This is a genomic window from Moraxella sp. CTOTU47915 (assembly GCF_031986685.1).
Lineage (GTDB): Bacteria > Pseudomonadota > Gammaproteobacteria > Pseudomonadales > Moraxellaceae > Faucicola > Faucicola tetraodonis.
Map to the genome: position 1 here is coordinate 71508 of NZ_DAMAAE010000008.1, position 21391 is coordinate 92898.

The window sequence follows — 21391 nt, forward strand, 5'->3', positions numbered from 1 at the left end:
GGACTACCTGCCAACCTACCTTTTGATGAAGGATTTTTTAGCCATTTTACCGACATCATGGATGATATGATGACCAGCAAAGAAAACCCGCTTGCCGACTCGCCGTATGTGATTGGCATGATGGGTGGCACCAGCCTTGACGGACTCGATGCGGTGCTGTGCCAGTTTTATGAGATTGATGAAGACAATGATGAGCCTGTCGAGATTTTGGCGACGGTGAGCGAGCCGTTTCCCGCTGATTTACGCGCCGTGTTGTTAGCGCTCACTCAACCAAACGGGGTGGCACAACTCATCGCTGATGATAATTTGGCGTTCGAGAGCGAACTGGATGTATTTGGTTGGGCGAGTGTATTTTATGCTGAATTTGCCGCAAATTTGGTCAATCAATTGCTCGACAAAGCGCAGTTGACCCCTGATGAAGTAACTGCGATTGGTTGTCATGGGCAAACTGTGCGTCATCGCCCACAGTGGTCATTTAGCTTGCAACTGCTTGACCCGAATGTACTCGCTGAGCGCACTACTATTGCGGTGGTGAGCGATTTTCGGCGCCGTGATATGGCAGTGGGTGGGCAAGGCGCGCCACTCGTGCCTGCGTTTCACCAAGCCATGTTTGCTACACCGCCTTATCATGCCGATAAAGTCATGCCAAAAGTGATTTTAAATTTAGGCGGTATTGCCAATATCACCGTACTTGATGGCAGCGATGATGTGATTGGATTTGATACAGGGGTGGCAAATTTGCTCATTGATGGTTGGTGTCAGCGTCATACCCAACAAGCTTATGATCACAACGGCGACTGGGGAAAATCGGGGCAAGTGCTTGAGCCGTTATTAAATTTGCTTTTAACCCACCCATTTTTTGCCAAGCCGTTCCCAAAAAGCACTGGGCGAGAGGAGTTTAATTTGGCTTGGCTTGACGCTATGCTAGAACAATTGGGTCAGCAATTCCCCAATTTGGCGTATTCACCTGCCGATGTGCAAGCGACGTTGGTGGCGCTTACTGCTAAATCCGTCAGCGATGCCATTGTGTCCGTCACTCATGCTTCGCAAGGCGAGTTGTTTGTCTGTGGCGGTGGGGCGTTAAATGCCTATTTAATAAGCCGTTTACAACATAATTTAGCCACTTGGACCATACAAACTACCGACAAAATTGGGTTGTCGCCGTTGTGGGTCGAAGCCGTAGCGTTTGCGTGGCTGGCTCAGCAGACGATTTTGAACGTACCGAGTAACTTGCCGAGTGTCACCGGGGCAAATAAAAAAGTGGTATTGGGACAGGTGTGTTTTTGACACGGCGTGTGTTTTTTACGTCGACAATGACATTGATAGCACTTACATATAGCGTGATATATAGCACTGGCTTTCGGTTTTGGTCGTCTTTGAGCAATTCCTAATATTGTTCAACTAGCTATAGCTATATACAATCAACCTAAAGACGTTAAAGTTATTGTGTTTACACTCGTACACTATTTTTGCTAAACTTTCATAAAATGTTATTCAAAAAATATTATTCAAAAATTCGAGCATAAAATGACCACAAAATTTAGCCCAAAAAAGCCCCGCTACGACGAACGCCCTGACCATGAGCGTATTGTTATCACAGGCATGGGAGCCATTACCCCGCTAGGACTGGATGTAGAGAGCACTTGGCAACGGCTCATTAATGGCGAAAGCGGTATCAAAGCGATTAGCCATTTTGATGCCACTGACTACCGCGCACAAATCGCCGGCACAGTGGATGGGTTTGATATCGGCTTGTACATGAATGCCAAAGACGCGCGTCGGTATGACACCTTTGTGCAATATGGCGTTGCCGCAGCAGCACAAGCCTTGAAGCAAGCAGGCTTTATCAGTGAGTTACAAGCCGCGCCTGTACAGCAGGTTGACCCCGACCGTATCGGGGTGATTATCGGCTCAGGGATTGGCGGTATCACGACCATTGAAGACACAGCGGTAAAACTTCATAGCGAAGGTCCGCGTAAAATCTCGCCGTTTTTTGTGCCCTCAGCCATTGTGAATATGGCAGCTGGGCAAGTGGCGATTCGTCATGGGATTAAAGGGTTAAATCTTGCCACTTCTACCGCTTGTACCACAGCGACTCATGCGATTGGCTTGGCGGCAAGGTTGATTGCGTATGGCGATGCCGATGTGATTTTGGCGGGCGGCTGTGAAAAAGCCTCAAGCCAGCTGGGTATTGGTGGTTTCTCGGCAATGCAAGCGTTATCAACGCGCAACGATGCACCGACCAAAGCCAGTCGTCCATTTGACAAAGACCGTGATGGTTTTGTGCTGGGTGATGGGGCAGGCGTGCTGGTGATGGAAAGCCTTGCCCACGCCAAAGCGCGCGGTGCGACGATTTTGGCAGAGTTTGTCGGCTTTGGCATGAGTGATGATGCCAGTCATATCACTGCGCCACCGGAAAATGGTGAAGGTGCGGCTATGGCGATGCGTCACGCCTTGAGTGATGCTGGCATTGCCCCCAATGACGTTGGCTACATCAATACCCATGGCACCAGTACCCCAGCGGGTGATGTGGCAGAGAGCCGCGCGATTGTGGGTATCTTTGGTGAGAACATGGTGGTAAGTTCCACCAAATCGATGACCGGTCATCTATTGGGTGCTGCAGGCGGTATCGAAGCGATTTTCACTGTTAAGACCCTACAACAACAAATATTGCCACCGACCATCAATTTGGATAATCAAGACCCTGAGTGCAAGCTTGACTATGTACCGCATACAGCCCGTAAAGTTGACCACTTAACCCATGCGATTTCTAACAGCTTTGGGTTTGGTGGTACCAATGGCTCGCTGTTGTTTGCCAAATGGCAGTGACGATAAATAGCCATCACTGTGATGATAGCATTAATCCTTTAACGGTGTGAATTTTGAAAACGGCTATTGAAATTGTAGCCGTTTTTTCGTTAAATGAAGCTATCCTATTTCATCCTTAACGCTGGACACCATTCATGTCAGGATTTGCCTTCTCCCACCAATTTTCAAAGCGCTGGCTTGCCACCCCTACCCCTGTCAAACACGCCATTATTCAAGAACTCGATGATATCGTTACCTTACTTTATCCCGATACCGACCTTGATGAGTATCAATTTAGCGTGCCTAATCTGCATGATAAAGTCGAGGAATTACTGGCTATCGAGCGTGACCACCAAGAAAAACTACAAGCGCAAGCACATGAACGCGAGCTTGAAGAACAACGCTTAGAACAAGAAAGATTGGCACAACAACGACTGGAACAAGAACGCTTAGAAACCGAACGCTTGGAAAAAGAGCGCCTTGAGCAACAACGACTTGAACAACAGCATCTTGAACAAATACAGTTAACACAAGAAAACGAAAAAGAACGCCAAGCGCAAGAAGAACGTCTGCAACGCGAACGCCAAGCACAAGATGACGCAGCCATTGCGCTACTCGAGCAAGAACGCGCCATTGCCAAACAAGCGCATCTGGCAAAACAAAGCAATCCTCCCCAACCAGCGACGCAACTATCAACTGGCTCAATCGAGGGTGCAAATCACGAGCTAGATGAACAAGTTCAATCCACGGATACCGCAACCAGCGATGTCACGATTGAGCGCCATCGCAGTGAGATGGTCTATGCCATTGATCACACTGATACCGCTGATAACACTGATAAAATTGCTGAGCCGTTAGCTGATGACCCAACAGCGGCCGTGTTGACCCATGAAACGAGCGTTACTGACCCACTTGCCGATATTGACAATCCATCTATCGCCACCACGCCCGCTATTGAACAAATCAAACAAGATATTGTCAAACAGCTGCAAGGCTATATCGACAACTATTTGCTCGAATCAATGACGCTGATGAATGAGGATTTGAATCAATGGCTCAAAACCGAAGTGGAAAAACAGCTGACTGTTCGTTTATCAAAAAGCCATTAAGCCTACGCTTGACTAAAGATATCGTTAGATAACCCATAGTGATGACGGGCTTTGATACATTGCTCGTCACCGACTTGTACCGATTGGCAGGTGCTTGAGCGTTTATCATAGATTTGGCAGGCTACCGAGTTACCAACTTCGCCAGCGAGTGCCACGCATCTGACCGGCTTTGTTTCGGTACCTTTCATACAGGTATAAAAATCATTGACTTTGACCGTCATCTCTTCGGGGATACCGAGTGCCTCGCCTTCTGCCCAATAAAAAGACACCCGATAGTTAGCGCAACATGCGCCACAGTGCATGCAGATATCACTATCCGCCGCTGCGCTTGATTTAAAAAAAATTTCTGTCATTGTTACAATGCCATGTCATTATCATTGTTAACTACCCGTTTCATCCAAAACGGCTAAAAATTTAATATTAGCCATGCAACACCTTATAAATGGTATTGGCCATCACCTTGCCAATGCCATTTACTTGCCCAATTTCATCTTGTGACGCACCAAGCAGCTGCTGCAAGCCGCCGAAGTGATTGAGTAACTCTCGGCGGCGTTTTTCCCCCAACCCAGGGATGGCTTCAAGCACTGAGCTTGAGCGGCGTTTATCACGTTTTTTGCGGTGTGCGGTAATGGCAAAGCGGTGCGCTTCATCACGGATATGCATAATCAAATGCAGTGCCTTGCTATCAGCCGGCAAATCGAGCGGCTCACGGTCAATAAAATGCAGTACTTCAAGCCCAGCCTTGCGACCTTCGCCCTTTGCCACTCCGACGAGCAAGGTCTGGGTTAAAATCCCCAGCTCGCTCAGTACGTCTTTTGCCATATTAAGCTGCCCCTTACCGCCATCAATCAGCAATAAATCTGGCAGCGGCTGTTTGCTATAGCGGCGGTTTAATACTTGCTTCATGGCGGCATAGTCGTCACCGCCCGTGATGCCATGAATGGCATATTGGCGATAGTCGCGTTTGCGCAGCCCGCCTTGGTCAGCGACCACACAGCTAGCGATGGTGGCTTCACCCATGGTGTGGGAGATATCAAAACATTCGATACGGTCGAGCGATTTGCCTTGCAGCGCCTCTTTTAATACCTCATTGAGCGCGTTAAAGCGAGATTTAACTTCCAAATAATCGCCCAATTTGGTTTGCAGGGCGTTGTTGGCATTCATTTGAGCAAGGGTGAGCCATTCGCTCCGCTGCTCACGGACTTTGGTTTTTATCGTCACCTTTTTGCCAAAGGTTTCAGTTAAGGCTTCTGTCATCGCGGTTTGGTCGGGCAACTCATGACTTATAATCAGCTCTTCGGGTAAATCATCACTGACTTGAAAATAAAACGAGCTGACAAACTCAGACAAGTTATCCGCTATGTCATTTTCGCTATCCACATCAGGAAAATAATTGTTACCACCCAAAACCTGCCCATTACGCACATTCATGACATGCACACAGGTAATGCCCGCTTGACTTGCAATGGCGATGATATCGGCTTCACCTTTGACCGTATATACCGCTTGTTTGGCTTGTACTTCGCGTAGCATCGAGAGTTGGTCACGATACAAGGCGGCTTGCTCAAAGTTCATGTCTTCAGCCGCTTGCTCCATTTTACCCACCAATTTGACTTGCAAATCCGTGCCTTCACCTTTTAAAAATCGAATGGTGTTGTTGACGTCATCGGCATAGTCTTCGGGCGACACCAGCCCGACACACGGCGCTTTACAGCGTTTGATTTGGTACTCTAGGCAAGGGCGTTGACGCTGGGCGAAAAATGCATTGGTACATTGGCGCACCATAAACATTTTTTGCATCATCAGTAAGGTCTGTTTGGCGGCATGCGCCGAAGGAAAAGGTCCAAAAAATCTGCCTTTTTGGTGTTGTCCTTTACCGCGCCCATAAGCAAGTCTTGGATAAGGTTTATCGGCTGAGATAAACACGTATAGATAGGATTTATCATCACGCAGTAGCACGTTGTAAGGTGGGCGATGGAGCTTGATGAGGTTTTGCTCAAGCAGCAGCGCTTCGGTCTCAGAGCGGGTTATGATGGTTTCGATGTTGTCGATACGTTGCACCAGCGCCCGCGTTTTGGGATGGTCGATGGTTTTGGCAAAGTAGCTGTTGACGCGGCTTTTGAGCGATTTGGCTTTACCCACATAGATGATGTCGCCATTTTTGCCCAGCATTTTGTACACGCCTGGTAAGTTGGGCAGGCGCTTAATCAAGTGATCCAATCGCGCTTTGCGGTCGGCAGTCGCTGCAGCAATTTCAATGGTTGCAGGGTCGATACTGGGCGTTTTGTTTTTTGGCATTGCTTGTTTACTATTTCACGATTTTTATACTATATTTAGTTAATTCAATCACTTTTCAATGCAAGTAAGCGTAAACTTTAACAGCGACAGCCAGATATAAAACCCTCTTTTTTATTGACTACACGCCTAACAAGTCATTATGCGATATCCTTGCTTATGTCCTAGCTTATGTCCTAGTTGCAGGCAAGGCATAATGGTCACCATAAAAAGACTTGCACAATTAGCTGCTATCTGCTAAAAATCCATTCACTAAAAATCTTTGCCACTTTTGACCCGAATGGTTTGTCCTGCAGGGCGTTTTTTGATCCAGTTAATGAATTTTTGCATCTCGCTATGCTCGGCAAGCCGCTCAACCGTATGATAGTAGCTGGATAATTCTTGGTTGCTAAACACTTCATGCACCTGCGCATGACAAGCAGGACACAGCATGGCGATGTCGTTTTTCATTTCATCACGGCTAAATTCGCGTTTGGTACGGGCTTTGTCGTGGCGGGATTTGGGAATCAGATGATGCTGGGTTAATTCAACTTCATCACGTCCACACAATTCACACGGTGGCGATGGCGCTTTTTCAGCCAAAATCGCCTCCCAGAATGCTGCATCTTCGTTATTTTTTGCTTTACCTTTTGCCATTAGTTTGTCACGCTTTGCTATCAGTTGTATCCATCATACAATAGCATTGTTGCTTTGCCAATGGCGTGTTGTGCAATGCTTTTTTCATGTTAAAAACGAGTCTGCCATGTTATCCAAGCTATCCAATTTATCCAAGCTGTCTAGGTTACCCAAGTTATCTAAGCTAAGCCAAACCTTTCAATTTCAAGCCAAAGACTACCTTAATCCGTTTCATAACCCCAAACTGTTAAAACAGTTTTTTAACTTTTATCCGCCATATTTTGGGGCGGGTATCCGTGTTGAAAGCCTTGATTTCACCAACCATCATATTCGGGTGCGTTTACCCTTAAACAAACTCAATCAAAACATCGTCGGCACCCAGTTTGGGGGCAGTTTGTATTCGATGACTGACCCATTTTTGATGATTTTGTTGATGCAAGCGTTGGGCAATGAGTACGTGGTATGGGATAAGTCGGCGAGCATTGATTTTGTTAAAGCGGGCAAAAGCGATGTGTTTGCCGATTTTCACCTTGATGACGCCGAAATCGATACCATAAAAGCCTTAGCAAAGGATGGTAAAGCGGTGTTCCGCAACTATGAGGTACAGGTGGTTGACGACCAAAATGAGGTGGTCGCTACTGTCACCAAGACCCTGTACATCCGGTTACGAGCCTACAGTAAATCAAAAACCCAAACGGTGAGAATTTAGCGGAAGGGCGTTAGTCTTTGACTGCTAAGGTAATGGTATAAGTTTTACCTTGCTTGATTTTATCCGAATTACCAAACACTTCGGTAAATGAGCGTTTCATAAAGTCCCGCAAGCCGTTGATGGTTACCACATAGAACCGTGCGCCACTTTCCATCGCATTGTAGGCATCGAGCAAATACAGATAATGCTGTTCTTTACTGGCTTTGGCAGGTAAGTTACTCATCACTAGGCTAAATTTTTTGTCTTTTTCAACATCCCGAAAGCCATTGGATAGCTGAACTTGGGCATTATTTAAATGGTTTTTTTGGCAGTTAAGTTTGGCATATTCTACCGCCACAAAGTCTTTGTCGATGAGCAAGTGCTGTCCGTTTGGGCATTCACGGGCGGCAGTCATCCCCAGTACGCCATAGCCACAGCCTAGGTCGATTGAGTGGTCTTCGTCTTTGAACTCGATATAGTCAAGCAGCATAAGGCTACCCTCGTCGAGTTTTTCGGGCGAGAAAATTCCCCAAGTGCTGGTAAAGTGGAACGGCTTGCCGAGTACATCTTGGGTAAATTGGATGTCATCTCGCCAATGTTTTGATTTTTCTAACAGGTCGGTGGGGATTTTGTGCATTTTTAGTCCTTATAATTACGGGCAAACGGCAAATAGATTGGTGTTTGGACAGTCTGGAATGCTGACGTTAGGTGAGTTTTTAAATTCAGCTTCATTGAGTAATCCACCGCCACCCAAATGAATCTCATCACCTTCTTTATAATCTTTACCAAGATAAGTTAGGGTTTTAGTCGCTTCATTCCAACTTGCACTATCCTCAGAGAAAATAGGTTGAATGTCGGTATTTCCACCTGTCCCAACTACCAAGCATTTCCCCTTTACCCTTAGTTTCCCATGAAGGGCGGCAACGGGGCAAGTTGCTACCGTAATAGTGTTACTATCCTTATTGTTAGGTAATACTTCCTTCGCTGGTTCTTTTTTTGCTGAATGACTAATGGCTAGTCTTGAAATAGAAATTTTGTCTTGAGGTGTAGCTTGTGATTTCACAACTAAAGCGTTATCAGCTCTTTGTGTCGATGTATTTTGCTGACAACCAAACAAGCCAAAAACCATCGTTAAACCAACCATTTTTAACTTTGAAAACATTTTAAAATCCTTTTAAATCACCTTACTAAAACGATTGCCTTCTTTACTCGCCAAATAAGTATCAAAAACCATTGCCACATTACGTCCCAAAAGTCGCCCTTTTGGTAGCACCCGAATCCCTTTGGCATCCATATCAACGAGTTTATCCGCTTGCATCTCCCCCAGTTGGCGGATTTCATCAATAAAATAGGTCATCGGGTCAATACTAAAGCGCGCATTCACATCTTTAAAATCAATATAATCATGGCATAGCAGATTCATAATCACATAACGGCGCAGCAAGTCAGGCAAGCGCGCAGAAATCACCTTCACCGCAGGCAATTTTCCCGCATTGATGAGATTTTGGTAATCATTCAAATCCGTTGGATTTTGCAAAATATGCAGACCGATTTGGCTAATCGACGACACCCCAAACCCCAGTAAATCACAATTGCCATGCGTGGTATAGCCTTGAAAATTGCGGTGCAATTTGCCCTCACGTTGCGCAATCGCCAGCTCATCATCAGGCTTGGCAAAGTGGTCAATGCCGATATATTGATAGCCTGCGTCAGTCAGCGCATGGATGGTATTACCGAGCATGGTCAGTTTATCGGCAGGGCTTGGCAAATCCGCTTCATTAATCTGACGCTGACCTTTAAATCGCTCTGGCAAATGGGCATAGTTAAAAACAGACAGACGGTCTGGCGAGATAGTGATGATGCGCTCAACCGTATTGCGCATGCTATCCAGCGTTTGGTGCGGTAAGCCATAAATCAAGTCAATATTGATAGAATGAAACCCAAGGCGGCGAGCTTCCGTCATCACGCCTTGAATCATTTCTTCTGACTGCACACGATTGACGGCAATTTGTACTTTTTCTTGCAAATCCTGCACACCAAAACTCACCCGATTAAATCCAAGTCCACGCAATATCTCAAGCGTGGTCGGGCGCAATTCTCGCGGGTCAATTTCAATCGAATAATCTGCGGTAGGTTTATTGCTAAAAGTAAATTGGGTTTGCAAAAAGTTCCACAATTTGACCAGCTCATCATCGGTCAAAAAGGTCGGTGTGCCGCCGCCAAAATGCACTTGTTCGACGATAGGGTCCCCTTGCATCAAGCTGCGTTTATGCCGAATTTCGGCAAAAAGATACGCTAAATAGTCGCCTGAATCACTGTTTTTCTTGGTGATGATTTTATTGCAGCCGCAGTAATAGCACAGGTGGCGACAAAACGGGATGTGAAAATACAAGGACACTGGCACCCGTGGGTCTTTTTCTGCTAAAACGCGGGCTTCCATACCGTCAGCAATCGGGGTAAATTCTAGCGCGGTTGGGTACGAGGTATAACGGGGACCTGAGCGGTTGTATTTATTGATGATAGCTTCATTAAACAAATGGCTTTGGGTCGTGTAGCTACGATTGGCATTGGCATACGGATTTTCGATGATTTCGACAGGACGATCAAAGGTGGGCAGTTCGCTGTCAGATAAAGGGCGAGTTTGGTCTGTCATAATAGTCTCGTATAGCGTGTAGCATAAAATTCTCGGAATATTGGTTGTGATTATAACATAGTCATCCTAGATAGCAGATGATGAGAAAGCAGATGAATTATGCTATGATTTAGCCGTTTTTTATCAAAAATTTTCTAGTTGCTGCCATAAAAAAACGGCCTGCCGTGTATCAAGGTAGCCGCCAAGTTGTTGGAAAAGGATTTTAAAAATGTCGTTTGCTCAAGTATATACGCGCTCGGTGGTAGGTTTAAACGCGCCAAGCGTGATGGTTGAAGTACATTTATCGCAAGGATTGCCTGCAGTCACCATGGTCGGCTTACCTGAAGCAGCGGTACGCGAGAGTAAAGACCGTGTGCGCTCTGCCATTATCAACTCGGGTTTTCAATTTCCCAATCGCAGATTAACTATCAACCTTGCGCCCGCGGATTTACCCAAAGATGGCGCACGGCTTGATTTGCCCATTGCCATAGGTATCTTGGCAGCGAGTGGTCAAATTGATGAAACCGTGCTTGCGCAGTACGAGTTTATTGGCGAATTGGCGCTCAATGGCGATTTACGAGCCATTGCTGGGGCGTTGGCAGTATCACGCGCGCTCAAGGCGGAGCAGCGCACCTTGATTGTTCCCAAAGACAATGCCGATGAAGCGGTGAAAGTCGATGGCGTGAAGGTGTTGCAAGCCGATACCCTCAAAACTGTGTGCCAACACTTGATGAACGAGCAACAACTCAGCCAAGCCGAGCATAAGGCATCTTACCAATCAGCCAATTATCAGCTAGATTTAGCCGATGTCAAAGGACAACACCAAGCTAGACGTGCGCTAGAGATTGCGGCAGCAGGCGGGCATTCGCTACTATTTTGTGGCTCACCTGGGACAGGCAAAACCTTGATGGCATCTCGCCTACCCACCATTTTGCCACCGCTCAACGACCATGAAGCGCTCGAAGTTGCTAGTATTTACTCGATTGCCAACAGTGATTATGACTATGGCACACGCCCTTTTCGCCAAGTCCATCATACTACCTCAGCGGTGGCGCTCGTGGGGGGTGGCTCGTCGCCCAAACCCGGTGAAATCACGCTCGCCAATCGGGGGGTGTTATTTTTGGATGAGATTCCAGAGTTTGATCGCAAGGTGCTTGAGGTACTCAGACAGCCCATCGAGAACAAAGAAATTGTCATCAGCCGTGCCAACTCTCAAGTACGCTTTCCCGCCAATTTTCAGCTGGTAGCAGCGATGAATCCCTGCCCCTGTGGCTACTATGGGGATAAATCAGGTCGCTGCCAGTGCCGACCCGAGCAAATCAAACGCTACCAAGAAAAGCTATCAGGACCTTTGCTGGACCGTATTGATTTGCATATTACCGTGCCTGCCCTGCCTGCCAGTGATTTGCAGTCAGCACAGAGGGGTGAGTCTTCTGCGGTAGTGCGTGAGCGGGTGATACAAGCCTATCAGCGTCAGCAAGCCAGACAGGGCAAAGCCAATAATGAACTCTCCCCCAGTGAACTTGACCAATTTGCGCCGCTTGGCGATGCAGAAAGTCGTATTTTGGCAATGGCACAAAGTCGGTTGAATCTGTCCGCGCGCGGCTATCATCGCGTCCTTCGCGTCGCCCGCACGATTGCGGATTTGGCAGGCAGTGACAATATTCAGACACCGCATCTGACAGAGGCACTCAGTTATCGTAGTCAATTAACGAATGCCTAAGTTTCGTGCTAACTCACCATACAACCAGCCTATAAAAACGGATGCTCGCGAAAAAATGTGGGCGGCAGGTTATCGTATTGGGTGTCGTTGACGTATTTGGCTTCAAACTGTTTTTTTAGCGCTTTATAATCCGCATTGGCTCGGCATTCATCCCATTTTTGCTTAAAAATTTGTGCAGATTGGGCTTTGATTTGTGCGGATTCAAGCTGCTGTGATTGCTGCGGCAATTGCTCACGCCCATGCGCGCCACTTTGTCCTTTTTTAGCGTCAGGGACAGCGCCGTCGTATTTTTTGCCCCCTTTGTGATTGGCATAACGACGCGAGCGCGTATAACCCATTTGGATAAATTTACGCGCCATATCAGCACCGACAAAATCCCCTTGGGCAAGGTAGTCCAAAAACATCGCATAGATGGTATCACTGCTCTCACGCGCAAGTTCTGGCGTAGCAAATCGCCAATGCGGTAAAATCTCGGATTTATACGGCTCTACCAATAACACGCCTTGCTCACCGCGCCCCACCCGATACAACCCTGGATGCTCGCGAAAATTCAGCGTGTCAAAGTTGAGATGATAGTTAAACTCGTGCATGACTCAAAAACTCAGTCAGCGTGGCAAAGTCATCAAAGGTTTGGGTCGGATGATAATCACGAATATCCTGCCCATAGTTATAGCCATACGATAACCCAAGCGTATCCATGCCCGCATTTTGCCCTGCCAAAATATCGTTTTTGGAATCACCAATCATATAGCTTTGAGCGATGCTAAAGCCTAATTGGTCACAGACGTGCAGTAGCGGCATCGGGTCAGGTTTTTTGGCAGGCAAGCTATCGCCACCCAAAATATAAGCAAAAAGGGCTTGCCAACCCAATTTTTCAACAATCGCAGGAACAAAATCAATGGGTTTATTGGTGGCAATAGCGAGGGTATAGCCTTGCTCTTTTAGCTCACGCAACCCCTCGCTCACCCCTGCGTAAGGCTGGGTTCTGACGCAGGTTTTTTGATGGTAGTAGTCAAAAAAGAGGGCAAGCGCCTGATTGGTATCGTCTTCAGTGAGATTGGGGTCAATGGTTTGTGAGCCGGATAAGGCACGTTGCACCAGTACTTTGCCCCCATTGCCCACCCAGTTGCGGATGACATCTTCGCTAAAGTTGGCTTTGCCAAGCGTGGTTAGCATCGCATTGACGGCGTCCGCCAAATCTGGGACGCTATCAATCAACGTACCGTCCAAGTCAAAAATAAGTAATGATTTTTGGGTGATATTTTCCCCAGTGGATGTGGGGATTGGGGTGTTAAGTGATTCGCTAGACATGGTGTTTCCTATCGTTTTTTCACCAAAAGTTGATAGGCTACAGTGTAGCAGAATCACTTAAAAATACCATGCAACCGTCCATTAAAATAACCTAACCCTGACAACCAATTCCGCCTAAGAGCAGGTTTGACTAAAAAACGTTAGTTTTCGCCATTGCTCGGTTGATAATCTAGTGAGGCATCAGCGATTTCATTGCTAGCTTCGGGATTCAGCGCGCTGTCCTTTTTGGCACCCAGTTTTTGATAACGCACATCTTCACCGGTAATACAAAAAATCAATTGCTCAGCGATATTACGCGCATGCGCACCAATACGCTCTATCGAACGCAGCACCCATAAAATATCAATGACTTTTGCTACATAGCGACCATCTTCCATGATGTATGTCATCATCGCGCGTGACGCAGATTTGTACATTGCATCAATTTCACTATCCTGCTCTATCACTTGGTAAGCACCTGTTGCATCAAACTTGGCAAAGGCTTCTAGCGCATTTTTTAGCATCATCTGCACAAAATTACCCATTTGATGCGCTTCATGATACCCAATCGGTGATTGACCTTCACGGGTGGCACGGCGCGCCATCTTGGCGATTTTTTTGGCTTCATCACCAATACGCTCAATGTCAGCACTGCATTTGCTCACTGCCATGATTAGGCGTAAGTCGGTAGCAGCAGGTTGACGACGTGCCAATACTTTGACCACCGAATCATCAAGCTGCTGCTCAGTAAAGTTGATTTCTTTGTCACCATCAATGACATCTTCGGCAAGCGCCACATCACTTTTTACCAAAGATTCAATTGCTTTGGTGAGATTGGCTTCTGCCATGCCACCCATTTTTAAAAATAAATTGACCAAGTTTTGTAAATCTTGGTCATAACTTTTTGATAAATGCTCACCAATTAAATTCATATTTCCCTTCCTAACTCATGGATTGTGACTCATGGACTGTGCAAAATTGTGATTAAAAAAGACGTTAAAGAAAAGCTAACTATAACTAAAAATTACGACAAAATGATGAAAAATAGCGCGCCTATTCGCTGATATTGCATCATATAAACCGAGCAAAAAACCTAACAAACATTTCAATGTCATCAAACTTTAACATAACCGTAATAGATTTGACATTTTGTTACATTAACATGGCAACAATTTTTCAGCGTTGGGTGATTTAAAACGCGACACATTAGTTGGCGACGCCCTAAGCTAAGTTACCATCTTCCCTGACAATCATCTCATTTGTCCATCAAGGAATCATTATGAAACTATCACATTTAATCGTCAGTGTGGCATTCGCTGCTGTAGGCGTACAAGCCAATGCTGTCAACATCACAGGTGCGGGTGCAACCTTCCCACAGCCTGTTTACTCAAAATGGGCAAGCGATTATCAAAAAGCAACAGGCAACCAAGTAAACTACCAAGGTATCGGCTCTTCAGGCGGTATCAAACAAATCCAAGCAAAAACGGTTGATTTTGGTGCCACTGATGCGCCAATGAGCCCAGCAGAGCTAAATGCCAGCGGCTTAATCCAATTCCCCGCAGTCATTGGTGGTATCGTACCTGTGGTAAACATCGCTGGCGTCAAACCCGGTCAATTAAAACTATCGGGCACCGTCCTTGCTGACATCTATATGGGCAAAATCACTACTTGGAACGATGCACGTATCCAAGCATTAAACCCAGGCGTTGCCCTACCTGCCGCTAAGATTACAACTGTTAATCGCTCAGACGGTTCAGGTACCACTTTCGTATTTACCAACTACCTAAGCCAAGTATCAAGCGATTGGAAAGCAAAAGTAGGCGCGGACAAAACCGTTAAATGGCCTAATGCTGCAGCAAGCGTAGGCGGTAAAGGTAACGAAGGCGTATCAAGCAACGTACAACGTGTTGCAAACTCCATCGGTTATGTTGAGTATGCTTACGCAAAACAAAACCGTTTAGCTTATACCCAACTTCAAAACCGCGCGGGTAAATTTGTCCTGCCTGACGATTCAACGTTTGCCGCAGCATCAAACATTAACTGGGCACAATACCCTGGTTTTGCGGTGACGATTACTAACATGCCAGCAGCCAACGCTTGGCCAATCTCTGCAGCGACGTTCATCCTCGTACCTCGTACGGGCGGTGCTAAAGCGAAAGAAGCGTTAAAGTTCTTTGATTGGTCATTCAACAATGGTGACGCAATGGCTACTTCTCTTGACTACGTACCACTACCAGCAGCAACTAAAGCTGCGGTTCGTAAAGAGTGGACTAAAGTTAAATAGAGCGTTGCATAATCGCATAAACATAAAAACCCTGCCGATAGGTAGGGTTTTTTATTTTAACATACCTTATCAAAAACCCGCTTTAAATCAGCTGATTATCTAGCACTTTGACCGTGTCATCGGTCAGATTGCCCGCAGCTTTTTGTAGGTCAATGTAGGCATTTAAATAATCAAAATACGCATTAATCAAATCGCGTTTGGCAGCGTGATATTGGCGTTCTGCCAGTAGTGTATCTACCATCGAGCGCACCCCCAAATCATAGCCTGTTTTTGACGCTTGGGCGACGCGGCGATTAGCCTCCACGGCAACTTGCTGGGCTTTAATCGTGGCACGCTGTGCGATCAAATTTAGATACGCTTGGCTAGTCTGAGTCATCGCGGCTTGGTACACATAGGCGAGGCGACTTTTTGCCGCTTGCGCCTGCAAATTGCCTTGCTCAACGCCTGCGCGTGTCCGCCCACCGGTATAAAACGGAAAATCCACTTCCACCCCAAAGCTATAATTGGTGCCATCAATAGCGCTAACATTATTATGGGTATAGTCTTGCCACCCCACATTGCCTACCAAATCGACACGGGGATAGGTATTGGCTTTGAGATAATCGACTTGTTTGTTAGCAATCGCCACTTGGGTTTGTGCTAGCTGAATATCGAGATTATTATTTTGTGACTGCTGCATCCAGTTGTCGATACTTTGACTTGCCACAAGATTCAAATCAGGCGGTAACTTGATACTGTCTAGCTGATTGATTGGTTGACCGGTGAGCAGTGATAACTGCTGTTTGGCATTTACGATTGCCACGTCATTGTTGGCGATAGAGGCGCTGACGCTTTCAAGCCTTGCACGGCTTTCTTCGGTATCTACCCGCGCCGCTACCCCTTGTGCGAGTCTCGCTTGCATCATGTCATTTTGTGCTTTGAGTGCGGTGAACTCGGCATTAAGGCTATCTGTCATCGCTTCAGCGCGCAATACATTGAGATAGGCTTTGCTGATTTGCTCGATGAGTTGTTGATGCTGCTGTAATAGCTGGATGTCATTGGCTTGACTGGCGAGCACGGCTTTTTCATAGTTTGCCCATTTATCAGCACGAAACAAGGCTTGGCGCAGTCCGATACCGACTTGGCTTGTAGTATTGCCCGTATCAGGGATGTTATCGTCTTTGGGATAAAACTGGTTATGTTTGACACTGCCTTGCAGCCCCACTTGCGGCAGCATATCGCCAAACGCTAGCTGCACATTTTTTTGCGTTGCCAAATAGTCATATTGCTGCCCTGCCCAATTGCCATTGGTGCGCTGGGCGGCGCTATACAATTCCCACAAATCTTTTGCCATCACGGCTGGGCTGAGGGACATCGACCCTATCAATGACACTACCATCGCCCCTAACCGCCATCGGGCGCCAGTCGCTTTACGATTCCACAAACAGATGCATTCCATATCAATAATTACAACATTTTCAACAACCAAGGAGCCTCTATCATACCGATAGTTGTCAAAAAAATCAGTAATTTAGTTGAGTAAATCATCATCACAAAATGGCTAAAAATCTATTAGGTAAACCTGTGAGTTTTTGTTAATATGGAGGTATTGACTCGGGGTGCAGTTGGATGACATACCAACGGCTGAGACATACCCGTCGAACCTGACACGGTTAATACCGTCGTAGGGAAGTCGTCTATTAGGTTAGTTAGACCAGTATTTTTCTAGAATTAGTTTTTTCTACAATCAGTTTTTTAGAAACAGTCATACTCACCTATCTTCGCCCGAGTCCAGCAAACCATCACTTCATAACATAACATGGACTCGCTATGAACCAACTTACCAACGTTACTCACAAAACCCCTGCCCACCGTGACCCTACCGATGACCGCTTTGAAGAAGAAGCGCGTGATTTGACGCGCGCCTTGCCGGCATCTCGCAAAGTCTACATCCAAGGCTCACGCCCTGACATCCAAGTGCCGATGCGGGAAATCACCTTGACCGATACCCCGGTGGGCGGTTTTGGCAAGGCAGAAGGCGAAAAAAACCCACCGTTTTATGTGTATGACACCTCAGGAGTATATACTGACCCCAACGTCGAAATTGACCTGACCAAAGGCTTACCAAAACTGCGTCAAGCTTGGATAGAAGCGCGCGGCGACACCGAGCAGCTTGCCAAACTCTCAAGCCAATACGGCAATGAGCGTGCCAATGACATCGCCACGGCTAACCTGCGCTTTGGGCATATCGACAAGCCAAGACGGGCGATCAATGGCAAAAACGTCACCCAAATGCACTACGCCAAACAAGGCATCATCACCCCAGAGATGGAATACATCGCCATCCGTGAAACCCAAAAGCAGCATGACCTAACTGATATGCGTCAGCACGCTGGTAACAACTTTGGTGCCAATACCCCCAAACTCATCACCCCAGAATTTGTGCGTGCCGAAGTCGCTGCGGGACGGGCGATTATCCCCAATAACATTAATCACCCCGAATCAGAGCCGATGATTATTGGGCGCAATTTTTTGGTCAAAATCAATGCCAATATCGGTAATTCAGCCCTGGGCTCTAGCATTGACGAAGAAGTTGCCAAGATGACTTGGGCTACCCGTTGGGGCGCGGACACCATCATGGACTTATCAACCGGTAAGCATATCCATGAAACCCGTGAATGGATTATCCGTAACTCCCCCGTGCCCATCGGTACCGTACCGATTTATCAAGCCCTAGAAAAAGTGGATGGCGTTGCCGAAGATTTGACATGGGACATCTTTAAAGACACCTTGATTGAACAAGCCGAGCAAGGTGTTGATTATTTTACCATTCACGCGGGTGTACTGCTGCGCTACGTACCGGTGACCGCCAATCGTTTGACAGGCATCGTCAGCCGCGGCGGCTCGATTATGGCGCAGTGGTGTCTTGCCCATCATAAAGAGAATTTTCTTTATACCCACTTTGAAGAAATTTGCGAGATTATGAAAGCCTACGATGTGGCGTTTAGTCTCGGTGATGGTTTGCGCCCCGGTTGCCTACAAGACGCCAACGATGATGCGCAGTTTGGTGAGCTCAAAACCTTGGGCGAGCTGACCCAAGTGGCGTGGCAACATGACGTACAGGTCATGATTGAAGGTCCAGGACACGTGGCCATGAACCGTATCAAAGAAAACATGGACTTACAGCTTGAAGTCTGTAAAGAAGCGCCTTTTTACACACTTGGACCTTTGACGACGGATATCGCGCCAGGCTACGACCATATCACATCCGCCATTGGTGCGGCGATGATTGGTTGGTACGGCACTGCCATGCTGTGCTATGTCACGCCAAAAGAGCATTTAGGTCTGCCGAACAAAAAGGATGTCAAAGACGGTATCATCACTTACAAAATCGCAGCACATGCGGCAGATTTGGCAAAAGGACACCCAGGTGCCCAAGCGCGGGATAACGCCTTGTCAAAAGCGCGTTTTGAGTTTCGCTGGGATGACCAGTTTAATCTCAGCCTAGACCCAGACACGGCTCGTGAATTTCATGATGAAACCTTGCCAAAAGAAGCGCATAAATCGGCGCATTTTTGCTCGATGTGTGGTCCAAAATTCTGCTCAATGAAAATCACCCAAAACGTGCGGGATTATGCAGCAGGGCTTGAGTTTAATAAACCACAGCTTGGGCAAGACATTACCCCTGATACAGGCGAGTTATCGGATGCCAGCCACGCTATCAAGCAGGTGGATACTGAATTGGTCGGGCAAGTCGGTGAAGCGTCTGCCGATGAAGTCCGCCTAGGCATGGAGCAGATGAAGCAAAAATTTATTGAGGAAGGTAAGCAGTTATATAAAGAAGTTTAAATTTTTTGGTAAAAAATAGGGTAGTTAATCTACCTTATTTTTTTAATACCGCTTAATTTTTTCAAAAAAATCATTGTCCAGTACAAGCTTTGGCTTAGAATCTACTTGCTTTAACCCCACTTCATGCTCCATCATCAGCTCAATTAGTGCCATTTGGTCAATCAAGATTAAACTATGCGACTCAAGGTTTTCGAAATAATCGAGCGCGGGTTTGGTAAAGCTAGTTGTGGTAATAAAAATACCATGATGGCTGTCTTTCTGCGGTGGATAGCCGCCCACAAAGTTTCTTAATTCGCGATTTGAAATATTATTACCTTGGGAGTAAAGTTTTGCTTGAATATAGTACGTATGCCGTTCTTCATTAGAAAATATTTGAGTAATCATACCGTCAATACCGCCGTCATTGGCTTTTCCTGTATGGTGCGAACTTAAGTTACTTTCTGGACTTTCATTCTCTAGTGAACGCTCTACCAATTTCACGCAAAACCATTCAAATTGTAATGGTGTTAAATTATCAAGTTGGGTCAATATCATGTCTGGGGTAACTTTTACATTGCCATCGCTGACCATGGCATCTTGATAGTTATTCATAAATAATGACGTGCGGCGCGTTGTCTCATTGATAAAATAGTTAATCAATGGGTCACCACGTTTGCCATATGCCACTTGATTAACTTTTTTAAGATCTTGAAAAGACTTTTCATCAAAGCGTTTTAAGTTTGCGATATAATCATTATTTGGGATACCTTTCATAAGATATTGTGAAAAATTTTCATTGGCTAACCAAAAAAATATCTTGCCAAGTGGATCTATCCTAACGAGATTTTTTATGGTTACTTTTTCATCAAAGGTAATTAAGCTTGCAAACTCTTTACCAATATTTGGCTGCAAACTAAAACAGTTCTCTTTGATAACACCCATGGCAGATAAGCACATTAATATCAAATTAGTCAGTGGCTCGTAACAAGGTGTCCCTTCCTCATATTCATTTTGAATGTCAAATTGGCTTAAGTAGCTAATACTTTTTTGATCGTCACTTAATTGGGCAACCTTATCAAACTCACGAAAAAATAAGTTTTGACTAATACTGCTACGCCCACTAAGATTCTTTAGCGTTTGAATCCCTGAATTTAGTAAATCACCAAATGGGGGTAATTTGGTGATATTTGCTGTTTCGCCCATTATTGTTTCCTTCAATACATTAGCCTTATCTAGTAAGCATCGAACCCATATGCGTTAATTTAGTCTTTCAGCCCAAGCACATCTTGCATATCAAACTGTCCTGTTTGCTGCTCATTGACCCACACCGCAGCACGCACCGCCCCTGCGGCAAAGGTCATGCGCTCACGGGCTTTATGGGTGATTTCAACTATCTCGCCATCGGCGATAAACATCACGGTATGGTCGCCGACAATCTCGCCACCACGAATGGCATGGATACCAATCTCGCCTGCTTTGCGCGCCCCAGTTTGACCTTCGCGGCCATAAATCGCCACGTCTTTTAGGTTTTGACCACGTCCTTTGGCAACCGCTTCAGCCATCATATAGGCGGTGCCCGATGGCGCATCAATTTTGTGTTTATGATGGGCTTCGATAACTTCGACATCGGCGCTATCACCAAATGCTTTGGCAGCCATTTCAAGCAGTTTAAGGGTTAAATTCACCCCAGTTGAGTAGTTGCCTGCATATACGATGGCGATTTTTTCACTTGCCTGTTTTAAGATGGCGTTTTGCTCATCATTTAGGCCTGTTGTCCCAATGACCATATTGACGCCTTGATCAGCACAAAGCTGTAAGTTTTTGGCAGTCGACTCAGGCAAGCTAAAATCTATGAGTACATCAATATCATGAATGACCCCTGCCAAGTCATCGACCAAAGCGACATTAGTTTTGTCGAGATTAACTAGCTCGCCCGCATCCACGCCCAACAAGCTTGAGCCTTGACGCTCTATCGCCCCTGCAAGGGTAGTTTGTGGATTTTGTGCCACTGCTTGAATCAGCATACGTCCCATGCGCCCACCTGCGCCTATGACCCCGATTTTTACCATTTGCTTATCCTTTATCTCGCCCAATTACCTAGTGTAACTTGCTAATCTGATTTTCTAGCCTGATTTTCTAG

Annotated in this window: 19 protein-coding genes and 1 riboswitch; of the genes, 7 read left to right on the forward strand and 12 right to left on the reverse strand. The window is 46.2% G+C overall.

Annotation, left to right across the window (positions count from 1 at the left end; genetic code table 11):
* Positions 1–57 precede the first annotated feature (57 nt).
* The 3 genes from RTL34_RS07975 to RTL34_RS07985 all read left to right on the forward strand — a co-directional run bounded on the left by RTL34_RS07975 (position 58) and on the right by RTL34_RS07985 (position 3917).
* On the forward strand, positions 58–1287 hold the full coding sequence (locus RTL34_RS07975; protein ID WP_312116090.1) for an anhydro-N-acetylmuramic acid kinase: 1230 nt from the start codon (positions 58–60) through the stop codon (positions 1285–1287).
* 240 nt (positions 1288–1527) lie between these two features.
* Positions 1528–2829 (forward strand): beta-ketoacyl-ACP synthase II, encoded by a 1302-nt coding sequence (gene fabF, locus RTL34_RS07980; protein ID WP_312116018.1) that lies wholly within the window; start codon positions 1528–1530, stop codon positions 2827–2829.
* 134 nt (positions 2830–2963) lie between these two features.
* Entirely contained in the window at positions 2964–3917 is a 954-nt protein-coding gene (locus tag RTL34_RS07985; protein WP_312116020.1) for a hypothetical protein, read from the forward strand.
* Positions 3918–3919: 2 nt separating this feature from the next.
* Here RTL34_RS07985 and RTL34_RS07990 read toward each other — a convergent pair whose 3' ends face one another.
* The 3 genes from RTL34_RS07990 to RTL34_RS08000 all read right to left on the reverse strand — a co-directional run bounded on the left by RTL34_RS07990 (position 3920) and on the right by RTL34_RS08000 (position 6848).
* The gene (locus RTL34_RS07990; RefSeq protein ID WP_309593126.1) at positions 3920–4270 is read right to left on the reverse strand and encodes a YkgJ family cysteine cluster protein; all 351 of its coding nucleotides are present in this window, start codon (positions 4268–4270) and stop codon (positions 3920–3922) included.
* A gap of 67 nt (positions 4271–4337) precedes the next feature.
* Positions 4338–6215 carry an excinuclease ABC subunit UvrC gene (gene uvrC / locus RTL34_RS07995; RefSeq protein ID WP_248146765.1) on the reverse strand — a complete coding sequence of 626 codons (1878 nt, stop codon included), beginning with the start codon at positions 6213–6215 and terminating at the stop codon, positions 4338–4340.
* Between the two features lie 249 nt (positions 6216–6464).
* Entirely contained in the window at positions 6465–6848 is a 384-nt protein-coding gene (locus RTL34_RS08000; protein ID WP_060995884.1) for an HNH endonuclease, read from the reverse strand.
* A 106-nt stretch (positions 6849–6954) separates the two neighbouring features.
* Between RTL34_RS08000 and RTL34_RS08005 the strand changes: the two genes are divergently transcribed.
* A complete protein-coding gene (locus RTL34_RS08005) occupies positions 6955–7536 on the forward strand; it encodes a DUF4442 domain-containing protein (RefSeq protein ID WP_312116027.1) in 582 nt (193 codons plus the stop codon).
* 10 nt (positions 7537–7546) lie between these two features.
* Here the strand turns inward: RTL34_RS08005 and RTL34_RS08010 are convergent, their stop codons facing one another.
* The 3 genes from RTL34_RS08010 to hemN are packed head-to-tail and all read right to left on the reverse strand — an operon-like array spanning position 7547 to position 10168.
* The gene (locus RTL34_RS08010; RefSeq protein WP_312116029.1) at positions 7547–8152 is read right to left on the reverse strand and encodes a class I SAM-dependent methyltransferase; all 606 of its coding nucleotides are present in this window, start codon (positions 8150–8152) and stop codon (positions 7547–7549) included.
* A gap of 15 nt (positions 8153–8167) precedes the next feature.
* Positions 8168–8677, reverse strand: coding sequence for a hypothetical protein (locus RTL34_RS08015; RefSeq protein WP_312116031.1), 510 nt, complete (start codon positions 8675–8677; stop codon positions 8168–8170).
* A gap of 12 nt (positions 8678–8689) precedes the next feature.
* Positions 8690–10168, reverse strand: a complete 1479-nt coding sequence (gene hemN, locus RTL34_RS08020; RefSeq protein ID WP_312116032.1) for an oxygen-independent coproporphyrinogen III oxidase — start codon at positions 10166–10168, stop codon at positions 8690–8692.
* Positions 10169–10376: 208 nt separating this feature from the next.
* Here hemN and RTL34_RS08025 point away from each other — a divergent pair, with 208 nt between their 5' ends.
* Entirely contained in the window at positions 10377–11870 is a 1494-nt protein-coding gene (locus RTL34_RS08025; RefSeq protein WP_312116034.1) for a YifB family Mg chelatase-like AAA ATPase, read from the forward strand.
* 29 nt (positions 11871–11899) lie between these two features.
* On the opposite strand, the gene RTL34_RS08030 is transcribed toward RTL34_RS08025, so the two are convergent.
* From RTL34_RS08030 to phoU, 3 genes are all read right to left on the reverse strand, one after another.
* Positions 11900–12460, reverse strand: coding sequence for a DUF4385 domain-containing protein (locus RTL34_RS08030; protein WP_051500238.1), 561 nt, complete (start codon positions 12458–12460; stop codon positions 11900–11902).
* A complete protein-coding gene (locus RTL34_RS08035; protein ID WP_312116037.1) occupies positions 12447–13181 on the reverse strand; it encodes a phosphoglycolate phosphatase in 735 nt (244 codons plus the stop codon). Before RTL34_RS08035 ends, RTL34_RS08030 begins: the two co-directional genes overlap by 14 nt.
* Before the next feature lie 140 nt (positions 13182–13321).
* Positions 13322–14092 (reverse strand): phosphate signaling complex protein PhoU, encoded by a 771-nt coding sequence (gene phoU / locus RTL34_RS08040; protein WP_203171234.1) that lies wholly within the window; start codon positions 14090–14092, stop codon positions 13322–13324.
* Positions 14093–14439: 347 nt separating this feature from the next.
* On the opposite strand from phoU, the gene pstS reads away from it, so the two are divergent.
* Complete coding sequence (gene pstS, locus RTL34_RS08045; RefSeq protein ID WP_060995893.1) at positions 14440–15444, forward strand: phosphate ABC transporter substrate-binding protein PstS; 1005 nt, start codon at positions 14440–14442, stop codon at positions 15442–15444.
* Between the two features lie 82 nt (positions 15445–15526).
* Here the strand turns inward: pstS and RTL34_RS08050 are convergent, their stop codons facing one another.
* Complete coding sequence (locus RTL34_RS08050) at positions 15527–16867, reverse strand: TolC family protein (RefSeq protein ID WP_284034854.1); 1341 nt, start codon at positions 16865–16867, stop codon at positions 15527–15529.
* A gap of 161 nt (positions 16868–17028) precedes the next feature.
* A riboswitch (TPP riboswitch) is annotated at positions 17029–17131 on the forward strand.
* A 122-nt stretch (positions 17132–17253) separates the two neighbouring features.
* On the opposite strand from RTL34_RS08050, the gene thiC reads away from it, so the two are divergent.
* Positions 17254–19272, forward strand: coding sequence for a phosphomethylpyrimidine synthase ThiC (gene thiC / locus RTL34_RS08055; protein WP_312116042.1), 2019 nt, complete (start codon positions 17254–17256; stop codon positions 19270–19272).
* Between the two features lie 42 nt (positions 19273–19314).
* Here the strand turns inward: thiC and RTL34_RS08060 are convergent, their stop codons facing one another.
* On the reverse strand, positions 19315–20454 hold the full coding sequence (locus tag RTL34_RS08060; RefSeq protein ID WP_007116600.1) for a restriction endonuclease: 1140 nt from the start codon (positions 20452–20454) through the stop codon (positions 19315–19317).
* A 59-nt stretch (positions 20455–20513) separates the two neighbouring features.
* Positions 20514–21320, reverse strand: coding sequence for a 4-hydroxy-tetrahydrodipicolinate reductase (gene dapB / locus RTL34_RS08065; protein WP_239741196.1), 807 nt, complete (start codon positions 21318–21320; stop codon positions 20514–20516).
* Positions 21321–21391 lie beyond the last annotated feature (71 nt).